Raw genomic sequence first — 26509 nt, 5'->3', positions numbered from 1 at the left:
AAATGCACAAACACGCTTCCGCCAACCGTTTCTACCGCCTCGTCTGGAGCACGCTGCACGGCTGCTGGGTGGCCGTCGCCGAGGGCGCGCGCAGCCATGGCAAGGGCGGCGCGCGCCGCCGTGCCGCTGCCGCCATGAGTTTGCTGGCGGGCAGCCTGGCTGGCGCGAGCGCGCTGGCCGCGGCGCCGGCGCTGCAGGCGAGCGCGCTGCCGACTGGCATGCAGCTGGTGGCGGGGCAGGCCGGCGTGTCCGTGCAGGGCAACAAGATGACCATCAGCCAGGCCACGCAGCAGGCCATCATGAACTGGCAGGGCTTTGACATCGGCGCCAACGCGCAGGTGCGCTTCAACCAGCCCAACGCATCGGCGGTCGCGCTGAACCGCGTGGTGGGCGGCGAAGCCACCACCATCCTGGGCAAGCTGTCCTCCAACGGCAAGGTGTTCCTGGTCAACCCGCAGGGCGTGCTGTTCGGCGCCGGCGCGCAGGTGGACGTGGGCGGCCTGGTGGCGTCCAGCCTGGGCCTGTCCGACCAGTCCTTCCTGTCCGGCAGCTATGCATTCCGCGCCGAGGGCGCCGCAGGCGCGGTGCGCAACGAAGGCGCCATCCGCGCGCCGGGCGGCGTGGTGGCCTTGCTGGCGCCGACGGTGGTCAACAGCGGCAGCATCAGCGCGCAGGGCGGCAGCGTGGCGCTGGCCGCCGGCCGCGCGGTGGGCCTGGACTTCCGGGGCGACGGCCTGATCACGGTGCGCGTGGAGCAGGGCGCGCTCGATGCGCTGGCCGAGAACCAGGGCCTGCTGCAGGCCGACAACGGCCAGGTGCTGCTGACGGCGCGCGCGGCCGAAGCGCTGGCGCGTTCCACCGTCAACAACAGCGGCGTGGTGCAGGCGCGCGGCCTGGTGGCTGATGGCGGCAGCATCCGCCTGGTGGGCGACGGCCAGGTGTATGCGGGCACGCTGGATGCCTCGGCGGCCAAGGGCCACGGCGGCAGTGTGGCGATTGAAGGCGGCCGCGTGGCGCTGGACGGCACGCTGCGCGCCGACGGCTTGCGGGGCGGCAGCGTGGCCGTGAAGGCGGCGGGCGAGTTGTCGAATGCCGCCGAACTGTCGGCTGCCGGATCGGCAGGCCAGGGCGGCAGCATTGTGCTGGCGTCCGGCGCCGGCCTGGTGGAAAACAGCGCGGCGTCGGCCAGCGTGCGCGGCGCTACCGACGGCGGCAGTATCGCGCTGCTGGCTGGCGGCAGCCTGCTGTCGTCTGGCCGGCATGACGCGCAAGGCGTGGCCGGTAGCGGCGGACGGGTGGACCTGGGCGGCGCCGATGTGCGCTTGCTGGGCACCCGGGTGGACGCTTCCGGCGCCACGCAGGGCGGCCTGGTACGGGTCGGCGGCGCCTTCCAGGGCGGCGCCGCGGATCCGGATGCGCCGGATGCGCAGCGCTTCAGCGGGCGCTGGGGCGCCACGGCGGCCATCGCCAATGCCGACGCTACCTTCATCAACGACAGCACCCTGCTGGACGTCTCCGCGCGCGGCGCGGCGGGGCAGGGCGGCACCGCCATCGTGTGGTCCGAGAAGCAGACCACCATGCTGGGCGCCATCAAAGCCACCGGCGCGGCCAGCGGCGGCGCGGTGGAAATCTCCGGCAAGGAGGATTTGCGCTACGTCGGGCTGGAAAGCATCAGCCTGGGCCGGGGCGGCCACCTGCTGCTGGACCCGAAAAATATCGTGATCGGCAATTACGCCAATGTCTGGACCTATGACGCCATTCTCGGCAAGGGGTTCAGCGGCGGCAAGAATCAGGGCGTGTCCGGCCTGGATGAAGGCGACGGCTTCGGCTACAGCGTGGCCCTGACCTCGGATGGCAAAGGCCTGGCGGTGGGCGCGCCGTTCGACGACGGCTTGGCCGGCGCGGCCGACAAGAATTACGGCGCGGTGCGCCTGTTCACCTTCAGCGGCGACAACTTCAGCGGCGCCAGCCTGGCCGGCACCATCGGCCACGGCTTCACCGGCGGCTCCAATGTGAACATGGCGGCCAGCCTGGCCGGGCAGGACATGTTCGGCAGCTCGGTCGCCCTTAGCAAGACGGGCGATGTGCTGGCCGTCGGCGCGCTGGGTGCGGACCTGGCGGGCAAGGTGTACACCTTCAGCTTCGGCAGCGGCTTCAGCACGCCGGTGCTGAAGCAGACCATCAGCAGCGCGACATACGGCGCCGGCAGCGGCTTCGGCGTGTCCGTCGCCTTGAACGGCGCGGGCGACAAACTGGCGGTGGGGGCGCTCTATGCGAATGGCGTCGAATTGTTCACCGGCGCAGGCGGCATTTTCGGCAGCGTCGGCGCTTTCAGCGGCGGTACCTCGGCTGACGCGCAGTTCGGCACCGCCGTAGCGCTGAACGAGGCGGGCACCCAGCTGGCGGTCGGCGCGCCGGGCGAGAACAACGCGCGCGGCATGGTCTACCTGTACAACACCCCGTTTGCTGCGCGCAGCCTGGCGGGAACCATCGGCCAGGGCGGCAGCAAAGCCAATATCACCCTGCGCGAGGGGGCATTGTTCGGCTCCGCGCTGGCCATCAATGACGCCGGCACGCGCCTGGTGGTGGGCGAGCCTGGCAACGGCGGCCTGGAAAGCGGCGGTCCCGGCCCGGGCGCGGTGCGCGTGTTCGACATGGGCGCAGACTTTGCCTCGGCCAGCCTGACCGCATCGCTTGGACGCGACTACACGCAAGGCACCGATATCAGCCTGGACCTGGACAACTACGGCAACTTCGGCTTCGCGGTGGCCATTAACGGCGCCGGCGACGGCCTGGTGGTGGGCCAGCCCTTCACCAATTCCAGCGATGGCACTACCGCCGCCAGCGGCGCGGTATCCGTGTTCCGCCTGGTGCCGGCGCCCGCCGCCGGCTCGCTGACGTTCAACCATGCGACGGCCAAGGCCCACCTGAACGCGTCGATGGATGCGCAAAAGCTGGCCGAGGCCCTGGCGGCCGGCACCAGCATCACGCTGCAGGCCAATAACGACATCACCTGGGAGAGTGGCAGCGCCATTAACGCCGGCGGCAGCGGCAACCTGACGCTGCAGGCGGGCCGCAGCATTGCGCTGAATTCCGATATCACCATGGGCGGCACGCTGAACGCTGTGGCCAACGCCAGCACGCCAGCGGGTGTGGTCAACGCCAACCGCGCAGCCGGCGATGCCGCCATCACGGTCGGCAACGGCAATTCCATCAGCGCCGACAACGTCAACCTGACCATCGGCACCGGCGCCGGGCAGACCTATTCCGGCAGCGGCGACATTACCATCGGCGGCACTGTGCGCGGCAAGACCGTGCGGGTCGTCAACCAGGGCCCGAGCGCGGGCAGCGATGTGATCATCAATGCCGGCGGCAGCCTGGTGGGCTCCGGCGGCAATGGCGCGGCCACTGTGGTGGTGGTGGCTGGGGGCGGTGCCGGCACCGGCACCTTCACCAACAATCGGGGCGCGAACGCGCTGCAGGGCGGGGCGGACGGCTACTACCATGTCTACGCCGACTCGCCGCAGAACGTGCTGGAAGGCCTGAGCGGCTACAGCAAGCATTACAACCAGTCCTATACCGGCAGCACGCCGTCCTACGCGAGCGGTGCCAACTGGTTCATGTACAAGCTGGCGCCAACGCTGACCGTCAGCGCGCAGCCGGCGACCAAAGTGTACGACGGCAGCAGCACGCTGCCTGTCTTCACCTACAATCCGACCGGCTTTATCGACGGCGACGTTTCCGCCGGCTTCACCGGCTCCGCCGCCGCCACTGGTTTCACCAAGAACGTCGGCACCTACGGCCTGAATATCGGCACCCTGGCCAGTTCGCTGGGCTACGTCATCAACTTCACCGGCGGCACGCTGCAGGTCACGCCGCGCCAGCTGACGGTGTCGGCGACCGGCATCAACAAAGTGTACGACGGCCTGCTGTCGGCTGGCGTTACCCTGGGCGACAACCGCGTCGCGGGCGACCAGCTGACGGCCAGCGCGGCGTCCAGCGTCTTCGGCGACAAGAACGCGGGCAGCGGCAAGGCGGTCAGCGTGAGCGGCATTGCGCTGTCCGGCACGGACGCGGGCAATTACACGCTGGCCTCGACCTCGGCCGCCACCACGGCCAACATCACCCAGCGCACGCTGAACGTGCACGCGAACGCCGCCGACAAGGTGTACGACGGCGGCCTGGCGGCCAGCGTCACCCTGGGCGACGACCGCGTGGCGGGCGATACGCTGTCGCTTTCAAGCAGCGGTGCCGCCTTCGGCGACAAGAACGCCGGCACGGGCAAGGCGGTGCAGGTGAGCGGCATCGCCGTTGCCGGCACCGATGCGGGCAACTACGCGCTGGCTTCGACCAGCGCCGCATCCAGCGCCGCCATCACGCCGCGCCAGCTGACCGTTGGCATGAATGTCGCCAACAAGGTGTACGACGGCGGCGTGGCCGCCGTGGCCAGCTTCACCGATAATCGCCTCGGCGCCGATGTGCTGAGCGTTTCCGGCAGCGCGGCTTTCGCCGACAAGAACGCCGGCAACGGCAAGACCGTCACGGCCAGCGGCCTGGCGCTGTCGGGCGCGGACGCCGGCAACTACACGCTGGCATCGGCCACCGCCAGCGGCACGGCGGCCATCACGCCGCGTGCCCTGGCGCTCACCGTTACCGGCGCCAACAAGGTGTACGACGGCGGCACCGCCGCCAGCGTCAGCTTCGGCGACGACCGGGTGGCGGGCGATACGCTGACCGTGGCCGGCAGCGCAAGCTTCGCCGACAAGAACGTGGGCAACGGCAAGGCCATTTCGGTGGCCGGCATTGCCTTGTCCGGCACCGACGCGGCCAACTACTCGCTGGCCGGCACCACGGCTGCCACCACCGGCAACATCACGCCGCGCACGCTGACCGTGGGCACCAGCGGCGGCAACAAGATCTACGACGGCGGCACGGCGGCAACGGTGACCCTGACCGACGACCGCGTGGCCGGCGATACCCTGGCGCTGGCCAGCGGCAGCGCCGCCTTCACGGACAAGAACGCGGGCAGCGGCAAGGCGCTGAGCGTCGGCGGCATCACCGTGGGTGGCGCGGACGCCGGCAACTACGTGCTGGCTTCCACCACCGCGACCGGCAGCGCCGATATCGCCGCACGCAGCCTGGCCGTCACCGCCGGCGGCGTGGACCGCACCTACGACGGCAGCACCGCCGCCACGGTCACCTTCGGCGACGACCGGGTGGCTGGCGACGTGCTGGCCGTCAGCGGCAACGCGGCATTCGCCGACAAGAATGCCGGCAACGGCAAGGCCGTGAACGTGAGCGGCATCGCTTTGTCCGGTGCCGACGCCGGCAACTACGTGCTGGCTTCTTCCAGTGCCGCCACCACGGCCAATATCGGCAAGCGCACGCTCAACGCCAGCGCGACCGGCGTCGACAAAGTGTACGACCAGGGCACGGCGGCCAGCGTGACGCTGGGCGACGACCGGGTTGCCGGCGACTTGCTGGCGCTGACTTACAGCGGCGCCGCCTTCGCCGATAAGAACGCCGGCAGCGGCAAATCGATCAGTGTAAGCGGCATCGCGCTGGGCGGCACGGATGCGGGGAACTACACCCTGGCGTCGAGCGGCGCCACGGCCAACGCCAATATCGACAAGCGCACGCTGGCAGTGACCGGTGTGACGGCGGCCAACAAGCAGTACGACGGCAGCACCGCCGCCAGCGCGAGCTACACGGACGACCGCCTGGGCGGCGACGTGCTGTCGATCGGCGGCACGGCAGTCTTCGCCGACAAGAATGCCGGCACCGGCAAGACCGTGACCGCCAGCGGCCTGGCGCTGTCCGGTACCGATGCGGGCAACTACGTGCTGGCGTCCACCAGCGTGAGCACCAGCGCCGATATCACAACGCGCACCCTGAACATCGACCTGGCCGGCAGCAATAAGGTGTATGACGGCACCACCAGCGTCACGGTGGCGTTCAGCGACGACCGCGTGCAGGGCGACATCCTGACCGTGAGCGGCAGCGGCACTTTCGCCGACAAGCATGTGGGCACGGGCAAGACCATCCAGGTCGGCGCGGTGACCTTGGCCGGGGCCGATGCGGCCAACTATACGGTGTCGGGCGCGGTGGCCACCACGAGCGGCGACATCACCCGCCGCACGCTGGTGGTGAACGCGGTGGGCGCCAACAAGGTCTATGACGGCACCACGGCGGCCAGCGCAACGCTGGGCGACGACCGCGTGGCGGGCGATGTGCTGAGCGTGACCGGCGGCAGCGCAAGCTTCGCCGACAAGAACGCCGGCAGCGGCAAAGCCTTGTCGGTGAGCGGTATTGCGCTGTCCGGCGCGGACAAGGACAACTATGTGCTGGCATCCAGCACCGCCAGCGGCAGCGCCGACATCACCGCGCGCAGCCTGACGGCCAGCGCCACCGGCGTAAACCGCGTGTACGACGGCAGCACGGCGGCGAGCGTGATTTTTGGCGACAACCGGGTGGCGGGCGACGAGCTGGCCCTGAGCGGCAATGCGGTGTTCGCGGACAAGAACGCCGGCAATGGCAAGGCGGTCAGCGTCAGCGGCATCTCACTCTCCGGCGCGGATGCGGGCAACTACACGCTGGCCGGCACCACGGCCAGCACCAGTGCCAATATCACGCAGCGCGCGCTGGCGGTGACAGCCACCGCGGCGAACAAGGCATACGACCAGACCGCCGCCGCCAGCGCCGTCCTGGGCGACAACCGCGTGAGCGGGGATGCCCTGACGCTGGCCTACGGTGCCGCAGCCTTCAGCGACAAGAACGCGGGCAACGGCAAGAACGTGAGCATCACTGGCATCACGCTCGGCGGGACAGATGCCGGCAACTACAGCCTGGCATCCGCCAGCGCGAGCGCCACGGCGGATATCACGCCGCGCGCGCTGACCGTCAACGCCACCGGCAGCAACAAGGTGTACGACGGTAGCGTGGCTGCCGTGGTGAACTATGCCGACAACCGCCTGGCGGGCGATGTGCTGAGCGTCAGCGGCAATGCCGTTTTCGCCAACAAGAACGCCGGCAACGGCAAGGCGATTACCGTCTCCGGCCTCGCCTTGGCCGGCGCCGACGCGGCGAACTACGCGCTGACCGCCGGCAGCGCCACGGCCAGCGGCGATATCACGCAGCGCACGCTGAACGTGAGCACCAACGGCACCACCAAGGTGTACGACGGCACCGTCGCTGCGCAGCTAAGCTTCGCAGACAACCGCGTGGCCGGCGACACCCTGGTGCTGTCCGGTAGCGGCAGCTATGCCGACAAGAACGCCGGCAGCGGCAAGGTCGTGAACGCCAGCGGCATCACCCTGGGCGGCGCGGACGCGGCCAACTACCAGCTGGCGGCGACCACCGCCACCGGCACCGGCTCCATCACGCCGCGCGCGCTGACCGTGAACGTGACGGCGGCCAGCAAGGTGTACGACGGCGGCACGGCGACGTCGGTCGCGCTGGCCGGTGACAACCGCATTGCCGGCGACCAGCTGACGCTGGCGGGCGGCAGCGGCAGTTTCGCCGACAAGAATGTGGGCAACAACAAGGCGGTCAGCCTGAGCGGCGTCTCCCTGAGCGGCGCCGACGCGGCCAATTACACCGTATCGGTGGTGGCCAATTCCACCGCCAGCATCACGCCGCGCGCGCTGCAGGTGAGCGCGACCGGTATCGACAAGGTGTACGACGGCACGCTGGCGGCCAACGTCGCCTACGCCGACAACCGCCTGTCCGGCGACAGCCTGCAGGTAAGCGGCAACGCGGCGTTTGCCGACAAGAACGCGGGCCAGGGCAAGGCGATCACGGTGTCCGGCATTTCGCTGTCGGGCGCCGATGCGGGCAACTACAGCGTGGGCGGCGGCACCTCCACCACCGCGTCCATCACGCCGAAGGCGCTGACGGCGATTGCGAACGGCAGCATTAGCAAGGTGTACGACGGCGGCACGGCGGCGCAACTGGCGGCCGGGCAGGTCGGCCTGGCGGGCTTCGCCAGCGGCGAGGGCGCGAGCGTGGGCGCCTTGCTGGGGCAGTACAACAGCGCCAACGTGCAAGGCGCGAACAGCGTCACGGCGGCGCTGCAGGGCGGTTCGGTGTCGGCTGGCGCGGGCACTTTGCTGTCGAACTATGTGCTGCCGGCGAACGTTACGCTGGCGGGCAGCATCAGCGCGCGCCAGGTGTCGATCGGCGGCGTGGCCGTGGCCAGCAAGACCTATGACGGCACCACCAACGGCAGCCTGTCCAGCATTGGTTCGCTGAGCGGGCTGGTGAACGGCGAGGGCCTGGTGCTGCAGGCGCCGGCCAGCGTGCAGTTCGAGAACCGCAATGCCGGCAACGGCAAGGTGGTGACGGCCAGCGGCTACACGCTGGCGAATGGTAGCGGCCTGGCGTCCAACTACGTGCTGGCCAATAGCAGCGTCACCACGACCGGGAACATTGCCCAGGCCTCGCTGGTGGTGCGCGCCGACGACCAGGTGCGCGCCTTCGGCAACGCCAATCCGGCGTTGACCTGGACCGCGTCCGGCCTGGTGGGCGGCGACACGGCGGCCCTGTTGGGCGAAGTGCTCACCAGCACCGGCGCCGGGCTCGACGCGCCGGCGGGCAGCTATGCCATTAACATCAGCGGCAACAGCCTGCAGAACTATGCGGTGAGCTATGTCAACGGTGTGCTGACCGTGGCGCGCGCGCCGCAGCAGATTGAGAACCTGATCGGCGGCCTGGTCAATCCGGCGGCGCCGATGCCGGGCCAGGGCGGCGGCATGTGGGCGCAGCTGGGCAACGGCGGCGCGGCACTGGTCTCGCTGCCGGACAGCAGCGCCACGCAGGACGGCGCGCAGGACGGCTCAGCCGCAGGCAGCGCCGCAGTGGCTGGCCAGCTCGCGCAGTCCATCCGCAATGGCGGCGGCACGCCGCAGCAGTCCGACAATGAGACGCGGGAATACACCATCGGCGGCGGCAGCCGCGTGATGGTGCGCGGCGGCGGCGTGAATAGCGCTGGTGCGCCTAACTGATAAGAAGCGGGAAGAGAGCAAGTGCAGAAACATACCAAGAACAGCCTGGCCCTGGCCATCCTGTGCAGTCCGTCCCTGATGCTGGCCCCGGCGCTGGCCCAGGCGCAAACCCTGCCCGATGCGGGCCGCATCCTGGAGCAGAACCGCCCGCCCGCGCTGGTGCGCCAGCCGGCCGCCAGCGGCAAGGTGGTGCCGGACGCCGCCCCGCTGCCGGGCCTGGCGCTGGAAGGCGCGCAGAAGGTGCTGGTGCGCCGCTTTGTGCTGCAGGGCGTGAGCGCCTTCGCGCCGGCCGCCTTGCAGCAGGAACTGGCGCCGTTCACCGGACGGGAACTGAGTTTCGCCGAGTTGCAGCAAGCCTGCAACGCGGTCACCGCCTACTACCGCGCGCGCGGCTACTTTGTCGCCAGCGCCGTGCTGCCGGCGCAGGAAATCGGCCAGGGCGAAGTCGCCATCCAGGTGCTGGAAGGCCGCATCTCGCAAGTGCGCATGGCGCCCGACGCCAGCGTGCGGCTGCGCCCGGACCTGGCGCGGCGCTATTTGGATGCCCTGGTGCCGGCCGGTCAGCCGGTGCAGGAAGACCGCCTGGAACGCGCCTTGCTGCTGACGCAGGACTTGCCCGGCCTGGCCGCCCGCGCGGAATTGAGCAAAGGCCAAGGGCTGGGCGAATCCGAACTGGCCGTGCAACTGCGCGAAGGCCCGCTGGCTGCCGGTTCGCTCAGCATCGACAATTCCAGCAACCGCTACACCGGCGCCACGCGCCTGTCCGGCAACCTGGCGCTGAATGACCTGGGCGGCTACGGCGGGCAGGTCTCGCTGCTGGCCTCCACCGCCGGCGACGGCTACCGCTATGGCCGCGCGGGCTATATCGCCCCGTTGGGCGGCAGCGGCCTGAAAGCCGGCGCCGCCTTCTCGCGCATGCGCTACAAGCTGGGCGAGGAATTCAAGGCGCTGGACGCGCACGGCACTGCCTCCGTGGCGCAGCTGATCGCCACCTATCCGCTGCTGCGCACGCGCAGCACCAACCTGCAGCTGCGCGCCGGCTACGACGACAAGCGCTACGAGAACTTCGCCAGCGGCGCGGCCACCAGCGACAAGCATGTCCGGCTGCTGCCGCTGGCCCTGGCTTTCAGCCGCCAGCAGGAAGACGCCGCCACCCAGGCCAGCCTGGAACTGGGCCTGGGCCATCTTGACCTGGACGGCAATGCCGCCGCGGCGGCGGCCGATGCCGCCAGCACGCGCAGCGCCGGCCGCTTTGCCCACCTGGGCTACCAGCTGGGCCGCCTGCAGCGCTTAAGCGGCAATCTCGGCCTGCTGCTGAACGCCAGCGGCCAGTTCGCCTCGCGCAACCTGGAGTCGGGCGAGAAGATGTCGCTGGGCGGCCCGGGCCGCGTGCGCGCCTACCCGGCGGGAGAAGCCAGCGGCGACGAAGGCCATGTGCTGTCGGCCGAGCTGCAGCTGGAGCTGCCCGCCTGGCGCACCGGCCTGGCCGCCTTTGTCGATGCCGGCCATGTGCGCCTGAACAAGCATGTGTATGCCGGCGCCTTGCCGGCCAACGGCCCTGGCAACAGCTACACGCTGAAAGGCGCCGGCATCGGCGCCACCTGGCGCGGCGCCGGCGGCGCATCGCTGCAAGTGCAGGTGGCGCGCAAGATCGGCGCCAATCCGGCGCCGGGCAGCAAAGGCGAAGACGCGGACGGCAAATCGTCGCGCGTGCGCGGCTGGCTGACCGCCAGCCTGCCGTTCTGACGCCGCCTCACTTGAGCCATTTGTCCTGCAGCTCTTTGTAGCGCGGCGACTTGCGCAGTTTGGCGTAGCCCTGGTTGAAGAGCGCCAGCATGGCGCGGCTGTTTGGAGCGTCCTTGCTGAAGGCGATGAATACCTGCGGCGTGGCGACCGTGCCGACCAGGGCGAACCGGCCCGCGAACTCGGCCGGCTTGCTGCGGAACAGGGCGTCGGCGATGCGCGCCTCCGCCGCCATATAGTCGATGCGGCCGGCCAGCAGCATGCGGAAGCCATGCTCGTTCTTGTCGACCACGTGGCGCACGATGCGGCTGTTGACGTCGAAAGCCTCGCCGTACTCGTATTCGCGCTGCACGCCGACGGTGCGGCCTTCCAGGTCGCGCACGCGCAGGTTGCGCTCGGGGCTGCCGGCGCGCGCGTAGATATTCATGTGGGTGGAGAACAGCGGCTGCTGCGGCCACAGGTAATGCGGCGCGATCAGGCTGTTGGGCACGGCGTCGAAGCAGGCCAGCAGCCGCCCGGCCCGCGTTTCGGCCATGCAGCGCGAGTAGGGCAGGGCTTTGAAATGCACCGCCACCCCGGCCAGGGCGTAGGCCTCGCGCACCACGTCCACCGCGAAGCCGCGCGCGTGCCCGTCCGGCCCGGACGAGTAGGGCGCCCAGTCGTCCTCCGCGCCGATGGTGATGGTGGGGCCGGCGCTGGCGGGTAGCACCAGCGCCGCGAGCATGGCGGCGAGCAGGGCGAGAATCCAGGCCCGCCTCATGGCGGCCGCCCCTTGTTGTAGGCGCGCAGCCAGGCGGCGAAATCGGAGGCCGGCAAGGGCCGCGCCACCAGGTAGCCCTGCATGGCGCCGCAACCCTGCTCCTGCAGCAAGGCGCGCTGCGCCTCGGTTTCCACCCCTTCGGCCACGGTTTGCAGGTTGAGCGCGCGCGCCAGCGCGATGATCGACTGCACAATGGCCAGCGCGGCGCGGTCCTGCAGCAGCTCGCGCACGAAGGACTGGTCGATCTTGAGCACGTCCAGGCGGAAATGGCGCAGGTAATTCAGGCTGGAGAAGCCGGTGCCGAAATCGTCGATGGCGATGGAGAAGCCGAGTTCTTTGAGCCGCTCCAGGGTGGCGGCGGTCCGCCGCACATCGGCCATCAGCATCGATTCGGTCAGTTCCAGCTCGATCGCGGCCGGCGCCGTGCCCAGTTCGGCCAGCATGCGCCCCATATTCTCGGCAAACTCCGGCTGCGCGAACTGGCGCGCCGACACATTCACCGCCAGCACCGGCACCAGCAGGCCGGCGGCGCGCCAGGCGGCGTGCTGGCGGCAGGTTTCGGCCAGCACCCAGTCGCCGATGGCGCCAATCAGGCCGCATTCCTCGGCCACCGGGATGAAGCGGTTGGGCGGCACCAGCTGGCCCGCGTCGTTGCGCCAGCGGATCAGCACTTCGGCGCCGTTCAGACGGCCGTCCGCCATCTCGAGCTTGGGCTGGTAATACAGCTCGAACTGGCCGGCGTCCAGCGCGCGGCGCAGCTCCATCTCCAGCTTGAGGCGCGACAGGATGCTGGCGTTCAGCTCCGGCGCGTAGAACTGGAAGTTGTTGCGGCCCTGTTCCTTGGCCAGGTACATGGCGGCGTCCGCGTTGCGCACCAGCACCTCCGGCGTGTCGCCGTCATCCGGATAGCAGGCAATGCCCATGCTGGCCGACACGTGCAGGCGCATGCCCATCACCTGATAGGGCTCGGCCAGGGTGGCCAGCATGGCCTGGGCGCGCGCGGCGATGGCAGCGCCGTGGCCGGCGCCGGGGCAGAGCAGCACGAATTCGTCGCCGCCCATGCGCCCCACCGTGTCGCCGCCGCGCAGCGCGCCTTGCAGCCGCAGCGCCACCTGCTCCAGCAACTGGTCGCCGCAGGCGTGGCCGAGCGAATCGTTGATGTTCTTGAAGCGGTCGATATCGACGAACAGCACGGCCCCCTGGCTGGCATCGCGTTTCGCTTGGGCCAATGCCACGGCCAGGCGGTCGGCCACCAGGCGCCGGTTGGGCAGGCCGGTCAGCTCGTCGTGGAAGGCCAGGTGCGCGATGCGCTGCTCCTGCACCTTGCGCAGCGAAATGTCGGTAAACAGGGCGATATAGTGTTCCGGCTCGCCCTCGGCATCGCGGCACAGGCTCATGGAAAACCAGGCGGGGAAGGTGTCGCCGTTGCGGCGGCGGCAGGTGAATTCGCCCTGCCAGGCGTTGTCGGCGAGCAGCGTTTCCCACATGGTCTGGTACTGGATGCGGGTGCCCACGTCGGCAAATAGCAGGGCCGGGTCCTGGCCCAGCACCTCGTGCGCCGGATGGCCGCAGATGCGGGTGAAGGCGGGGTTGGTGGAGATGATGCGGTTGTGGCGGTCGCAGATCAGGATGGCATCGTTGCTGGCTTCGAACACGCTGGCGGCCAGGCGCATGCGCAGGGCGCTCAGCGCCAGGTCGCGCAGGGCGTGGTGGGCGCGCAGCAGGAAGCGGGTGCGGTGCGCCAGCGTGCCCCACGAGATCGGCTTGGTGATGAAGTCGGTGGCGCCGCTCTGGTAGGCGCGCTGGATCGATTCCTTGTCGTTGACGCCGGTGACCATGGCGATCGGCACGTCGCGGCCGTTGGGCAGGCCGCGCAGCTGTTCGCACAGTTCCACGCCGTCGCCGTCGGGCAGCATCACGTCCAGCAGCACCACGTCGGGATGGCAATCCTCGAACAGGGCCAGGGCCTGCGCCGCGCTGGCCGCTTCCACCACGTCGAAGCCGCCTTCCTCCAGGGTGGCGCGGGTGATCAGGCGCGCCGCCAGTTCATCGTCCACCACCAGCACCAGCGCTTTGCTGCGGCGTTCCATCATGCCTCCCGCGCCTGCAGCGCGCGCAGGGCGGCGCTGGTGGCGTCGTAGAGCTGCGCCAGGTCGGCCATGGCCGGCGCCAGCTCCTCCAGCTGGCCGTGGCGCGCGCGCTGCTCCAGCTCGGAGCACAGCTCGGACAACTGGCGCGCGCCGACGTTGGCGGAGCCGTTCTTCAGCGAATGGGCGGCGCGGTAGAGCAGGGCGCCGTCGCCGTTGTGCGCCGCCTGCCGCATGTCGCTGTACAGGCCGGGCGCCTGCTCCAGCCAGGCGTCCACCACGCGCTGCAGCAGGCCGGGACGCAAGCGGCGCAGCGTGTCGAGGGCTTCCTCCTCCAAGATGCCGTCGCCCGCGGTCGCGCTGCCCGCCGCCGGCGCCTCCATCGCGTCCGCGGCCGCCGCCCCGGTCCCGCCCGCGCCCGGCCGCGCGCCGCGCGCCGGTGCAGGGGATAGCCAGCGCCGCAGCATATCGCCCAGCTGGTCCTGGGTGAACGGTTTGGAGAGGTATTCATCCATGCCCACCGCCAGGCAGCGCTGGCGGTCGCCTGCCACCGCGTTGGCGGTCAGCGCCACGATCGGCACATGGCGCTGGCTGCCCTCGCGCGCGCGGATGGCGGCGGTGGCCTGGAAGCCATCCATCACCGGCATCTGGCAATCCATCAGGATCAGGTCGAATTGCTGGCGCTCCAGCAGCCCGATCACGTCCAGGCCGTTGGCCGCCACTTCGACCGACACGCCCAGGTTGTGCAGCATGGCCAGCGCCACCTCCTGGTTGGCCAGGTTGTCCTCCGCCAGCAGCACATGGCCCGTCAGCCGCAGACGGCGCGCGCGCGGCCGCGCCGCCCCCTTGCCGCCCGGCGTCTTGCGCAGGGCCTGGCACAGCGAGTTATAGAGTTCCGACTGGCGCACCGGCTTGGTCAGCACCTGCGGCGCGTTGGCCTCGCCGCTGCCGTGCCACTGCATGCCGGCGGAGCTGAGCATGATGACCGGGACCGCCGCCAACTGCGGTTGCTGCTGCATATAGGTGACCAGGCCGGCCCCGTCCTCGTCCGGCATCATCATATCGGTGATCACCAGCTCGAACGGCTGCGCGCTGCGCGCCAGCGCCTGGCGCGCGCTGGCCACATCCTGCACCTGGGTCACGCGGCAGCCCCACGAATGCAGCTGCTCGGTCAGGATCTCCAGGTTCACCTCATTGTCGTCCACCACCAGCACGCGCATCGGCTGCAGCATGGCCTCCTGCTCGTCCGGCGCCGCAGCGGCGCGCGCCAGTTCCAGCGTGAAGGCGAACTCGCTGCCCACGCCTTCCTCGCTGCGCACGGTGATGACGCCGCCCATCAAGCCCACCAGGCGCTGCGAAATGGCCAGCCCCAGGCCGGTGCCGCCGAAGCGGCGCGTGGTCGAACTGTCGGCCTGGGTGAAGGCCTCGAACAGGATGGGCAGCTTGTCCGCCGCGATGCCGATGCCGGTGTCGGTGACCGAGAAATGGATGCGCGCGCGCTCGTCCGGCGCCTCCTCCACCTCCGCCCGCAGCACCACCTGTCCGCGCTCGGTGAACTTGATGCCATTGGCCAGCAGGTTGGTCAGCACCTGGCCCAGGCGCTTGCTGTCGCCGCGCAGCATCTGGGCGCGCGGAGGTGCTGCGCAACTGAGTTCCAGTCCTTTGCCATGCGCCACCGGCGCAAAGCGCTCGGCCACGTTCTCCAGCAATAGCGTCAGGCTGAAGGCCGCGTCATCGAGCTCGAAGCGGCCGGCCTCGATCTTGGAGAAGTCGAGCAAATCGTTCAGGAGCGAGAGCAGGTCGTCGCCGGAACGGCGCACGATGCGCACAAAGCGGCGCTGGCGCTCATCCAGGTCGGTATTGCCGAGCAGGTCGGTCATGCCCAGCACCCCGTTCAGCGGCGTGCGGATCTCGTGGCTCATCATGGCCAGGAATTCGCTCTTGGCCCGGCTGGCCGCTTCCGCCGCGTCGCGCGCGCGCACCAGGTCGGCCGTGCGGTGGGTGATCTCCAGTTCCAGGTGGTCGCGATGGCGCGCCAGCTCCGCATCGCGCGCTTCGATCTGCGCCAGCATTTCATTGAAGCGCTGTGCCAGCTGGGCCGCCTCGTCCTGGTCGCGGCCCGGATCGGCGCGCAGGCTGTAGTCGCCGCGCGTGCCGACCGCATTGGCCAGGCGCGACAGGCGCAGCAGCGGCGCGCTCAGGCGCCCGCCCATATACCAGGCCAGGAAACCCACGCCCAGCAGCCCGGCCAGGCCCTGGATGCCGGCCGTCAGCATGGCCTGCACCATGGCCTCGTCCACATAGCGCAAGCTGCCGCGCAGCTCGACCTGGCCGATCACCACCTCCTTTTGCCGGATCGGCGCGCGCGCCACCAGGGCGGCATCGGCCCCGGGCTGCGCGCCGCCGGGCTGGAAGCGCACAAACACCCGGCCGCCGGGATGGCTGACCGTGGCTTGCACCACTTCCGGTACGCTGGCCAGCGCCGCCAGGGTCTGGCGCCCGCCTTCCGGATCATCGAAGGTGAGGGCGGCGGCGCTGCTGTAGGCGATCATCTCGGCCAGGCCGTCCAGCGAGCGCTGGGCCTGGGCGGTGAGGGTGGCCTGCTGCGAGCGCAGGAAGACCAGCTCGAACACCAGCAGCATCAGGGCGCACAGGGCCAGCACCAGCCAGGTGATTTTCTGTTTGAGCATGAGCCGGTGCCACATATGCCCTTCCTCGCCCTAGCGCAAATTGACGGCCAGTTTCAGCAACTGCGAACTGACCTTGTAGTTGCCCCGTTTTAGCATGTCCATATTCACCTTGAACTGGACCCGCCCATTCAATTCCACCAGCCCGATCGCGCCGCCGGCCTCGGTGAAGTCGTCCTGGTCGCCCACGGTCAGCACCTTGGGGAAGCTGGCGCTGACGCGCTCCAGCATGTCGCGCGCGGTGCCGTCCTGGATGTAGAGCAGGTGGCAGGCCCCCACATCCGGCCCGCTTGCCGGCCGCACCTGGATGGTGCGGCTGTCGATGCTGCGGCCGTTGACCTGGCCGAAGGCCGCTTCCGTGCGGCGGTCGGCATTGGCCAGGCACAGTACCAGCGGGCCATTGCCCTGGTCCGCCGGCCACTCCGTAAATTTCATGAAGTTGAAAACCAGGGCGGCCTTGATCTGTTCCTTGGAGACGGTCGCCTGCGCGGTCGAGACGGGCGGCCAGCAGGCCGCCAGCAGCAGGGCGTAGCGAAGCGTCACCGAAACGAGGTCAGGCTGCATCCCAGCAAGTATAAGCCTTGCCCCCATTCCCGTTGGACTATTTGAAAGATTGTTGTGCCCAAGCCAAAACTGTTACGCCGCAGCGCAAAATAGGACTACTATTCCCCGGTCACCGTTGCCGGAGGATGCGATTTTGGATACGGACCTGTTCAACGTCAGTGTGGAAGCCCTGCTGGACATGCCGTTCAGTACCGCCAGCCGGCAAACCCTGTCGGCGCGCGACGCCCCGGCGGTGATCTCCGTGATTACGGCGGAGGATATCCGCCAGTTCGGCTACCGCTCGGTGGCCGAAGCCTTGGTGCAGGTGCCCGGCATGTACGCCATTTCCGACCGGGTCGCGCCGAATGTGGGCGTGCGCGGCATCCATGCCGGCGTGCGCGCCTGGTCGCGCATACTAAAAGTCATGCTGGACGGCCAGCCGCTGGCCTTTCGCAGCGACGCCAGCAACTTCCTCGGCCCCAGCCTGTTGAATATGGAAGCGGTGGAGCGCATCGAAGTGGTGCGCGGCCCGGCCTCGGCGCTGTATGGCGCCGATGCCTTTTTAGGCGTGGTGAATATAATTACGCGCGGCGGCGAGCAGCGGCACCACGCCGTAACCGCCAGTTACAGCGGTGGCGGCGAAAAGGGCGCGGCGCTGGCAGGGCATGCCCAGGCCAGCCACGGCCCGTGGCAGTTCATGGCATCCGTCGCGGGCGCCGGGTTGGAACGCCAGGACGCCGGCCTGCCCGCCAGCTCACCGCTGTACCGGCGCGTGACCGCCGCCGGCAGCAGCAGCACCTCGGCCGACGACGACACCCGCCCGCGCAACGCCCTGCTGCGGGTGGGCTACGCCGCGCCTGCGCACGACACGACACTGATGGCGCACGCCTACCGCCTGGACAGCGACGCCCAGTTCCTCGACTTCGGCATGCTGAGCCGCGACAACCGCCTGGCCCTGCACCAGCGCACTGTGCGCCTGCAGCACGAATACCGTGGCTGGGAAAACTGGATCCTGCGCGCCAGCGCCGCCCACGCCGAGGGCGATCCCGACGCGCGCGAACGCCTCTCACTGGGCGCCACCGCCAGCTACCCGCAGCGCGAAATCGGCTTCGCCGAAACGGCCTTCAACCTGGAAGTGCAGCGCCGCTTCGGCGAGCAGCACAGCGTGGTGCTGGGCCTGGACCGCAGCCGCGACGCCGAAGAACGCATGCGCGTCTACAGCGTGGACGTGGCCAGCGGGCGCCGCACCCTGGTCTCCGGGCAGGAAGCGCGCGAACGGATCACCAACACCGGCGCCTACCTGCAATACAGCTTCCGCCCCTGGAGCTGGCTGGGCGTGACCGCCAACCTGCGGCGCGACCGCCACAGCGTGTTCGGCGCCGACAACAACCACCGCATCGCCCTGGTGGGCAGCCTGTCGCCCACCTTGCACTACAAGCTCTTGCACGGCACATCCTACAAGGCGCCCACCGCCAGCCAGCTGTACGCCCAGCCGCTGTATCCCGGCGAGGTGCTGGGCAACCGGGCCCTGCGCCCGGAAACCTCGGCCAGTACGGAAGCCAGCCTGCACTGGCAAGCCACGCCCAGCCTGGCCTTGTCCGCCAACGCCTACCGGCTCACGGTGCGCGACAAGACCGAGCTGCTGCCGCTGGGCGCCAACCTGCAGCCGCAAAACAGCGGGCGGCAGGAGGGCAAGGGCTGGGAAGGGGAGGCCCTGTGGCAGCTGGGCGCGCAGCGCTGGCGCGCGCAGCTGGCCTGGGCCGATACCGACGACCATTTCCAGCCGCGCCTGCAGCCGCTGCAGGTAACGCCCACCGCCAGCTACCCGCGCCTGGTGGCGCGCCTTAGCTGGCAGTACCTGCATGCGGACTTGGGCCAGTTCGCGCTGTCGGCACGCCACGTGTCGCCGCGCCGCGCCAGCAAATCCAACAGCCAGGAGAACTTGCTGCGGCCCTACCAGTTGGCCTCCTACGCGTTGGCCGACGCCAACTGGCAGCGCAGCCTGGGGCGGCACACGCTGGCGCTACGCGTCAGCAACCTGTTCGACCGGCAGTATGCGGAACCCGGCTACGGCGGCATTGACCTGCCGGGCGAGGCGCGCACCGCGACCGTCAGCTACAGCTACCGTTTCTAAAGCGGAGGAACGCATGGACAAATGGAGCAAGGCAATGGCCGCGATGACGGCGCCGGTCCTGGCGCTGGCCCTGGCCAGCTGCGGCGGCGGCACCTCGGTCGACGCCAATCCCGCCGCCGTGACCGCGCCCGGCACGGTGAAACTGGGCCTGCTGGTCACACGCACCGGCACCGCCGCCAACCAGGGCCAGTTCGTGGAATACGCGGCCCGCCTGGCGGTACAGGAGATCAATGCCGCCGGCGGCGTGAACGGCCAGCCGCTGGAACTGGTGCTGCGCGACGACAAACTCGACGCCGACACCGGCGTGCAAAGCGCGCGCGAACTGCTGGCCATGGACCTGCCCGCGATCTTCGGCCCCTTCTCCAGCCGCGTCGCCATTCCGGTCGCGCAGCAAGCCACGATAGCCGCCGGCATGCCCTTCGTGGTCAGCGGCTCCTCGCCGCAAATCACCACACTGGAAGACAACGGCACGGTATGGCGTACCGTCGCCTCCGACGTGCTGCAGGGCGCCGCCGTGGCCGACCATATGTTGGCGCAAGGCCACAGCCGCATCGCCATCCTGCACGTGGACGACGTATTCGGCCAGGGCGCCAGCGAAGCCGTGCGCGCCCGCCTGGCCGCGCGCGGCGCCCCGCCGCTGACCAAGGTGCAATACCCCGCCAGCAAGACAGTCGGCTTTGACGCTGAATTGACAGCCCTGCTGGCCAACGGCGTGCCCGACGCCGTCTTCATCGCCGGCTTCGCGCTGGACGGCGCCAGCATCGCGCGCGGCCTGAAAGAACGCCTGGGCGCGCGCATGCCGCGCCTATACGGCGCCGGCAACTTTGGCGTCGCCTTCATCAACAACGCCGGCGAAGCAGGCATCGGCATGCAGGCGGTATCGCCCACCGCCCCGCGCGAATCGCCCGACTACGCCGCCTACCGCACGGCCTTCGTCAAGGCAGTAGGACTGGAGCCGGAAGGCACCTCCTTCACCGGCTACGACGCGGTCTACCTGATCGCCCTGGCCATGGCGCAGGGCGGCGCCAATACGCGCGCCGCCGTGCTGGCCAATATGGCAAGCATTTCGCACGCAGAGGGCGCAGCGGCGGTGCAGATCCACCCCGGCCAATTCGCACAAGCCTTGAACGCGATCAAAGCCGGACGCGATATCGACTACCAGGGCGTGGGCAGCGTGATCGACTTCGACGCCAACGGCGACCCGACCGCCGGCACCTACCTGATCCTGGAAGCCGTCAAAGCCGCCGACGGCAGCGTGAGTTTTGTCGAACGCAAGGTCATTTCCTTCCCCTAGCCGGGCAGGGCGCCGCCCCGGACCCTAGCCATCTGCTAGCCCCGGGCCCTTGCCGTTGCTGGCTTCTCGCTCAATGTTGCTGTTTTTTTCAGCGCCCCGGATACTGGAATGCTCAACAACCAGGCGGGGATGGCCATGACCAAATTTCATCATGTCACGCACTATGGCGAAATCGCCATGCCGGGATCGACGGTGCAAGGGGAGCTGCCGGACGACTTCACCATGAATTCCCCGGTCGGCATTGCGCGCGACCACTACGACCGCATCTGGGTATGCGACACCGGCAACAGCCGCGTGCTGGTATTCACCGCCGACCTGAACACGCTGCTGCACGTGATCGACACGCCCGGCGCCGGCAGCGAACAGGCGCGCCGCCTGCTGATGCCTTTCCACCTTTGCCCCCACCCCGAGCAAGACCTGATGTACTGCACCGACATGGGCAACGGCCGCGTGGTGGTGTTTGAATACGACGAGCATTCGGCGGACTTCCAGTTTGCCTTCGGCGATGCGGCGGACGGCATCAACGGCAAGAACTTCATCCCGCTGAGCGACCCGAACGGCATTACCATCGTGCGCGAGGCCAGCGGCCAGCACTTCGTCTACGTCAGCGACGAATTCTTCCACACCAAGGACAACGACAACAGCCGCTGCGTGAAGTTCACCACGGAAGGGAAGTTCGTGCTCCAGTTCCGCGTAGTGGACGACGCCAACAGCGTGCACAACCTGCTCTGGCCGCAGGGCCTGGCCTCCGATACGCACGGCAACATTTACCTGGCCAATACCGGTCACTACGAAATCCTCAAGATCGACACCGCCTGGCCGGTCAAGAACGAAAGGGTGCAGTGCCCCGGCGAGACATCCCTGCTGCACAGCTTTGGCGACCCCACCGGCATTGGCAAATTCAACGTCATGCGTTCCGTCTGCGTGATCAACGAACGCATCTTCGTGCCCGGCCAGCTGGAAGACTCCATCACCGTGTACGACACCAACGGCAAGCTGCTCACCGTGGTGGAGGGCATGCTGCCGCTCTGGAGCAGCAAGCCCCAGGTGGCGCACTCCATGGCGGACATGGTGTATGGCGCACTGCAGGACGCGATCTTCGTCGGCCCTTACCAGATTTGCGAAGCCGCCGAACCCAATGTGTACTACGTGACCGAACCCTTCGCCTCCATCGTGCTGAAGATGCGCATTGCGCCCGACAGCGACGGCGGCGACCAGGCCGCCATCCTGCTGGATGCCGTGGGCCACCGGCGCGACAACCAGACGATCAAGTCCGCCACCTCCCAGTTCAATTGCATGACGTCCGTGATCGGGGTTGACCCCGCGCGCGCCGGCACCGGCAAGCTGCCGCAACTGAACTGGATAGACAGCTGGGCTACCGCCACCGCGAACGTCTACAAGTACTGGTACGACCAGGTGGCGAAGCACGCCAAAGTGGACCCGCTGGCCAGCGCCTCCACCTCGTCCTTCAATATCGATTCCGGCAACTGGTGCATGAAGACCTTCAACACCGCCGCCGACCCCATCGCCCAACTGCACGACATGATGCGCGGCTTCTTCATGCCGGGCGGGCTGGCCATGGCCGTCTACTACCCGTCGGAGGCGCAACCGCTGCTCGGGCAGATTTGCCCCGGCACGCCGCTGGTCTTCATCACCAATTTCAATGCCGGCACCGTCTCCATGTTCCAGTTCGGCCCCGGCGGCCATTTGCTGAACTACGGCTTGCCCTTCGGGCGCGACGGCATTGGCGGCGACGGCACGCTGCATGCGCCGCAAGGGCTGGAAGTGAACAGCCACGGCGAAATCTACATCGCCGACTCGGGCAATAACCGCATCTCGATGTGGCAGCTGCAGCCATCGGGCATGGTTTCTTTCGTGAAGAACTTCCAGTGGGAAGAGAAGGGCGTGCCGCTGACCAAGTTCGCGCCCAGCGACGTGACCATCGACGCCCAGGACCGGGTTCTTGTCTGCGACCAGTTCAACGACTGCATCCGCGTGTTCGATAGGCAGGGCAAGAGCCTTTGGCATTACGGCAAGTCGGGCTATTGCGACGACCCGGACAAAGACTTCGACAAGTTCTATCTGCCGGCCAGCCTGTGCGCCGACAGGGAAGGGCACCTGATCGTCAACGACCTGGTGAACCGCGCCCTGAAAATCTTCCGCATCGGCGAGGACACGCTAGAATATGTGACGGGGGATGTTGTTTTCAAAAAACACCCCGAAGCAGGCGGCGTTTGGATGCCATTCTTCATATACGCGCGCGACCGGCGCGTGTACGTGCCCGACACCACTTACAACGTCGTCAATATCTACGCCTACCAGCCAGAATGATGGAGGGGTGCCATGGTGCGTGTCATGTTGGCCAGCCTGTTGCTGCTGGCGTCCAGCCTTGTGCAGGCTGCCGACAGGAATACTTTCACCGTTGGCGTTGAAGACTACAAGAACTGGCTGCCGTACTCGGAAGTGCGGAATGGCGTCTATGGAGGCCTGGGCAAGGACATCCTCGACGCCTTCGCCCGCCACATGGGATACACCTTTGTTTACGAGATCTATCCCCTGAAGCGGCGCGACCGCCTGTTTGTCGATGGAGCGGTGGATCTGGCCTTCCCGGATAATCCCAACTGGGTGGTGGACATGAAGCGCGAGCTGAAAATCAGCTACGCGCCCATGCTGGAATTTACCGACGGCGTGCTGGTGCGGCCCGAAAACCTGGGGAAGGGCGTTGGCCAGTTGAAGACGCTCGGCATCCCGCTCGGCTTCACCCCATACCCCTACCAGCAGTTGATGTCCGCCGGCGCCCTGCGCATCGAAGAAACTGCCGACTACGATGCCCTCTACGAAAAACTGATCATGCGGCGCGTGGATGGCGCCTACATGAACACCCGCATTGCCCGCCACTACTGGACCAAGATCCGCAAGCTGCCGCAAGTGCCAGTGGTGTACGACCCGAACCTGCCGCACGCCTCCGGACAGTGGTACCTGTCCTCCCACAAGTACCCGCGCGTGGTGGAGGAGTTTCGCCGCTTCATGCAGACCAATAAGGCCGAGGTGGAGGAGTTGAAGAAGAAGTACAACTTCGTATCCTCTGAGGACCAGTGAACGTGGTGAAGCTGACTAATGTTTCTCGGCCTGCTTCTCCGATGTCGACCAGGAAGTTCAAGCCCGGCGTCCTTAATATGGTTAAGCAGTGCGCGATCGGGCAAAGTCGACCAGGTCGCGCGGATAGAAGCGGTCCTCTCGGTAGGTCGCATCGTCAATGCCCAGCACAAAGGTGATGGCGGCCGCCTCGAAAGACCAATAGCCAAAGTACTGCATGCCTTTTCGATTGGTGCCGAAGTAGGGCTCGTTCTCGCTCATGTCGTACCAGGCGCGCATGTACTCCGCCATCATCTCTGCGCGCTTTTCGGGTGCGCAGGAAAATACCGGCAAAGTTTGCGCGTAGGGTTTGCCGCGTGTGCACTTCTTCGGTGCTTCGCCGCGTCCGGGTACCCATGGCGCTACGAGCCGCTCCAGCAGGGCGTCGCGGCGCTGGTTGCCGTGGTCGAGGACGGGCATGATGCGGGCTAGCTGGTCCTGGTGGCCGAGCAGGATGCCAAAGCACACCAGCGACAAGGCGGTATGGTAATCGTCGCCGCGCAAGTCAACCCAAGTTTTGAAGTCATCGTAATCGTCGTCGTCATCCGCTTCACGTGAACCCGCGCCGGGATCAAGGGACATCAGCAAACGCCCATAGTTTTCCCAGAAGCCGACAGCTAAAGGGTAGAAAGCCTGCAAGTCTTCCAGCGCGTGGCCGGCGCTGAAGCAGTTGCGCAGGTGATTGACGGATTCAAATGCCAGTTGGGACGCCGCGTCGTAATCATCGGGGTCGCCGCATTCGTAGAACGTCCTCTGCGTGGTGTATTCCAGGTTGTCCTCGTAGCTCTCGTAGCGCATGCGGCCGGAACGGCGTTTGCTCTCGAAATCGGCCATAGAGAATTTCTTGGACTGCCAGTACTCCTGCAACCCGTCGAAGCCGGACGGAATCGGTAACTCGCTGGGACCCAGCGCGGCAGGGGCGCTATAGGTGGGCACCTTGGCGCCGTACTCGGCGCGCGCGAAATCGACGATATCCTTCGGGTAGTAGGGCATATCGCGATAGCTGGTGTCGTCGATGCCCAGCACCAGTGTGATTGCCGCAGCCTCCCATGACCAGTAGCCGACGAAATCGTATCCCGTTTCGTGGCGGTTGAAGTAGTCTTCCCGCCGGCTGGATTGGTACCACTCGGCGAGGTAACGCGCCATTAATTGCGGGCGTTCCGCTGCTGGCGCGGCAAAAATGGGGAGTGTTTTCGAGTAGGGCAGGTTGCGCCTGCACATATTGATGCCCGGCTCCCGGCCGTCGATGCAGCAACTGAACAGGCGTTCGAGCAGGCCATCGCGATCGTCGTTGTGGTAGTCCAGCAATGGGGCGAGCCGCTGGAGCATGTCTGGCTTGCCGAGCAGAAGGCCGAAGCAGGCCATTGCCAACGCTTGGTGGTATCGAGGACTGGCCAGCGGCACATGCGCCCAGGGCGTGTCACGCTCCCCACTGTCGTTGTAGGCCTGGTTGTAGTGGGCATAAGTCTCCCAATATTCAACTGCGCGGCCATAGAACTGTTGAAGATCGGTGATCGGGTGCCCGGCGCTGTAGCAATTGACCAGGTATGCTGTGGCGTCGCTTGAAAGCAGTTCAGTTATGTCCATTAACCTGTAATACGAACTGGCGCCCGGACTTTGCGCGAGGTGCTGCAGGTTATCAGCCACTTTTTCGAACGTCTCCACGTGATCGGAAAACACCTGCTCGTAGCCATAAAACCTCAGTAATGGCTCGCGCAGTGATTGATAGAAGACGTCTTCTGGCAGGCTGTTATACATGGCGTTGTTTATTTTGCAACTATGAGGGCGCCATTACACCTCAGAATTTTGTTGGCGGCAAGGGATGTTCAATTGAATCTGCCCTCTCAGGACTAAGGTTGGAGGTCGGTCACTAATTTGCTTTCTAGCGCGGCCGGAAGACCAGCACCGGTACTGGTGTGTTTAGTAGCACGCGGTGCGTTTCGCTTCCCAGTAGCATGCCGCGGACACCTTTGTAGCCGTGGGTGGCCATGGCGATCAGGTCGCAGCCGTAGTCGAGAGCGATGGCGACGATGGTTTCGTAGGGCTGGTCGGAGCGGCGCTGCACCACGTCGCAGGGCACGTTGTGGTCGCGGGCCACTTTGGCTACTTCTTCCAGCACGGCGGAGGAGTGGACTTCGCTGTCTTTCAGGTACACGCCGCGTGTGTCTTCCAGCATGTCGGGGTGGTAGGTGAAGATGTGGAATTCCGGGATCACGTGCAGCGCAGTGACGCGGGCGCCGGCTTCCTGCGCGAATTTGATGGCTTCATGCAGCGCGGCGCTGGAGGCGGGCGATCCGTCGGTGGGGAAGAGGATGTGTTTGAACATGGCTGGCTCCGTGCGTGGATTAGATAGGTTCAGTGTGTGCTGCGCTGGAGCGTGGTTCCATGACTTAGGTCAATTCTGGCGGCGCCGTGAAGCAAAACCCTGTGAACAAGTTGCTGAGAATGCCGAACGGGCGAAACGAATTTCTGGGAAAGGGGTTATCTCGTCTTTTTAGCTGCTTTCGGTTTAGCTGACGGGTCGTCTGGGGTGACGAAGCCGATCGGCCGCTTGGGAGCTGCTGGCGGTGGCGCCATCAGCTCTCGCAACGTGTCGATGATCTGCTTGAGCTGTACGCGGTTGTTGTGCTCGAATGTTTCCTGTTTGAACGACATCAGATCCGTTTTGTTCTCCAGCTCGTCCAGGCGCAGCGCCAGTTCTTTGTTCGTCACTACCAGTTCGCGCAAGTGAACGAAGGCGCGCACCACGTACACGCCGACCTCGATGGCTTGCGGCGAGGCCAGCACGTTGGCGGCCTGGATGGCGCCGTGCTCGGTGAAGGCATACGGCAGCGCCTTCGAGAATTTCAACTTCGCGAGGTGGTCGCAATTTGCGACCACCTCCTGCTTTTCGGGGGCGTTGAGCTGGAACATGAAGTCGGCCGGGAAGCGTTCCCGGTTGCGCTTGACCTAATGCGCGGCAAGCCTCGGCCTTCAGGCCGAGGTCAAGCGCGCGGGTGCCGCAGGCATCCTTCCGTGCGACTGCGATACGGAATGCTGTATAAAATTACAGTATGGAGCGCCTTCAATCATATCGATTTGAGTTGATGCCAAACGGCCGGCAGCGGCGGGCAATGCAAAGCTT

At 67.3% G+C, this 26509-nt stretch carries 12 protein-coding genes and 1 pseudogene; 6 read left to right on the top strand and 7 right to left on the bottom strand.

The features are described from left to right. Positions 1 to 2 precede the first annotated feature (2 nt). Positions 3 to 9002 carry a YDG domain-containing protein gene (locus tag GTP41_RS20335; protein ID WP_161027411.1) on the top strand — a complete coding sequence of 3000 codons (9000 nt, stop codon included), beginning with the start codon at positions 3 to 5 and terminating at the stop codon, positions 9000 to 9002. Between the two features lie 21 nt (positions 9003 to 9023). Next, the gene (locus tag GTP41_RS20330) at positions 9024 to 10748 is read left to right on the top strand and encodes a ShlB/FhaC/HecB family hemolysin secretion/activation protein (RefSeq protein WP_161027410.1); all 1725 of its coding nucleotides are present in this window, start codon (positions 9024 to 9026) and stop codon (positions 10746 to 10748) included. A gap of 7 nt (positions 10749 to 10755) precedes the next feature. Here the strand turns inward: GTP41_RS20330 and GTP41_RS20325 are convergent, their stop codons facing one another. From GTP41_RS20325 to GTP41_RS20310, 4 genes are read right to left on the bottom strand one after another with little or no spacing between them, the layout of a single operon-like run. Then, a complete protein-coding gene (locus GTP41_RS20325; RefSeq protein ID WP_161027409.1) occupies positions 10756 to 11505 on the bottom strand; it encodes a substrate-binding periplasmic protein in 750 nt (249 codons plus the stop codon). Further along, positions 11502 to 13598, bottom strand: a complete 2097-nt coding sequence (locus GTP41_RS20320; protein WP_161027408.1) for a putative bifunctional diguanylate cyclase/phosphodiesterase — start codon at positions 13596 to 13598, stop codon at positions 11502 to 11504. The genes GTP41_RS20325 and GTP41_RS20320 overlap by 4 nt, the downstream gene beginning before the upstream one ends. Beyond that, on the bottom strand, positions 13595 to 16282 hold the full coding sequence (locus GTP41_RS20315) for a response regulator (protein WP_161027407.1): 2688 nt from the start codon (positions 16280 to 16282) through the stop codon (positions 13595 to 13597). Before GTP41_RS20315 ends, GTP41_RS20320 begins: the two co-directional genes overlap by 4 nt. A 30-nt stretch (positions 16283 to 16312) precedes the next feature. Continuing rightward, the gene (locus GTP41_RS20310) at positions 16313 to 16822 is read right to left on the bottom strand and encodes a YfiR family protein (protein WP_161027406.1); all 510 of its coding nucleotides are present in this window, start codon (positions 16820 to 16822) and stop codon (positions 16313 to 16315) included. Positions 16823 to 16976: 154 nt separating this feature from the next. Here GTP41_RS20310 and GTP41_RS20305 point away from each other — a divergent pair, with 154 nt between their 5' ends. The 4 genes from GTP41_RS20305 (at position 16977) to GTP41_RS20290 (ending at position 23349) form a co-directional block, all read left to right on the top strand. Continuing rightward, on the top strand, positions 16977 to 18956 hold the full coding sequence (locus GTP41_RS20305) for a TonB-dependent receptor plug domain-containing protein (RefSeq protein WP_161027405.1): 1980 nt from the start codon (positions 16977 to 16979) through the stop codon (positions 18954 to 18956). Between the two features lie 13 nt (positions 18957 to 18969). After that, positions 18970 to 20250, top strand: coding sequence for an ABC transporter substrate-binding protein (locus GTP41_RS20300; RefSeq protein WP_161027404.1), 1281 nt, complete (start codon positions 18970 to 18972; stop codon positions 20248 to 20250). Positions 20251 to 20385: 135 nt separating this feature from the next. Continuing rightward, positions 20386 to 22581 (top strand): NHL repeat-containing protein, encoded by a 2196-nt coding sequence (locus GTP41_RS20295; RefSeq protein ID WP_161027403.1) that lies wholly within the window; start codon positions 20386 to 20388, stop codon positions 22579 to 22581. 12 nt (positions 22582 to 22593) lie between these two features. Further along, the gene (locus tag GTP41_RS20290) at positions 22594 to 23349 is read left to right on the top strand and encodes a substrate-binding periplasmic protein (RefSeq protein ID WP_161027402.1); all 756 of its coding nucleotides are present in this window, start codon (positions 22594 to 22596) and stop codon (positions 23347 to 23349) included. Between the two features lie 81 nt (positions 23350 to 23430). On the opposite strand, the gene GTP41_RS20285 is transcribed toward GTP41_RS20290, so the two are convergent. From GTP41_RS20285 to GTP41_RS20275, 3 genes and pseudogenes are all read right to left on the bottom strand, one after another. Next, positions 23431 to 25143 carry a PoNe immunity protein domain-containing protein gene (locus GTP41_RS20285; protein WP_161027401.1) on the bottom strand — a complete coding sequence of 571 codons (1713 nt, stop codon included), beginning with the start codon at positions 25141 to 25143 and terminating at the stop codon, positions 23431 to 23433. A gap of 124 nt (positions 25144 to 25267) precedes the next feature. Then, complete coding sequence (locus GTP41_RS20280) at positions 25268 to 25711, bottom strand: universal stress protein (protein ID WP_161027400.1); 444 nt, start codon at positions 25709 to 25711, stop codon at positions 25268 to 25270. A gap of 155 nt (positions 25712 to 25866) precedes the next feature. Then, a pseudogene (locus GTP41_RS20275) lies at positions 25867 to 26322 on the bottom strand (ORF6N domain-containing protein); the annotation flags it as partial. Positions 26323 to 26509 lie beyond the last annotated feature (187 nt).

This window comes from Pseudoduganella guangdongensis, from assembly GCF_009857475.1.
Classification (GTDB): domain Bacteria; phylum Pseudomonadota; class Gammaproteobacteria; order Burkholderiales; family Burkholderiaceae_D; genus Rugamonas; species Rugamonas guangdongensis.
Note: the sequence above shows the minus strand (reverse complement) of the source record. Positions and strands in the feature narration are given on the sequence as shown.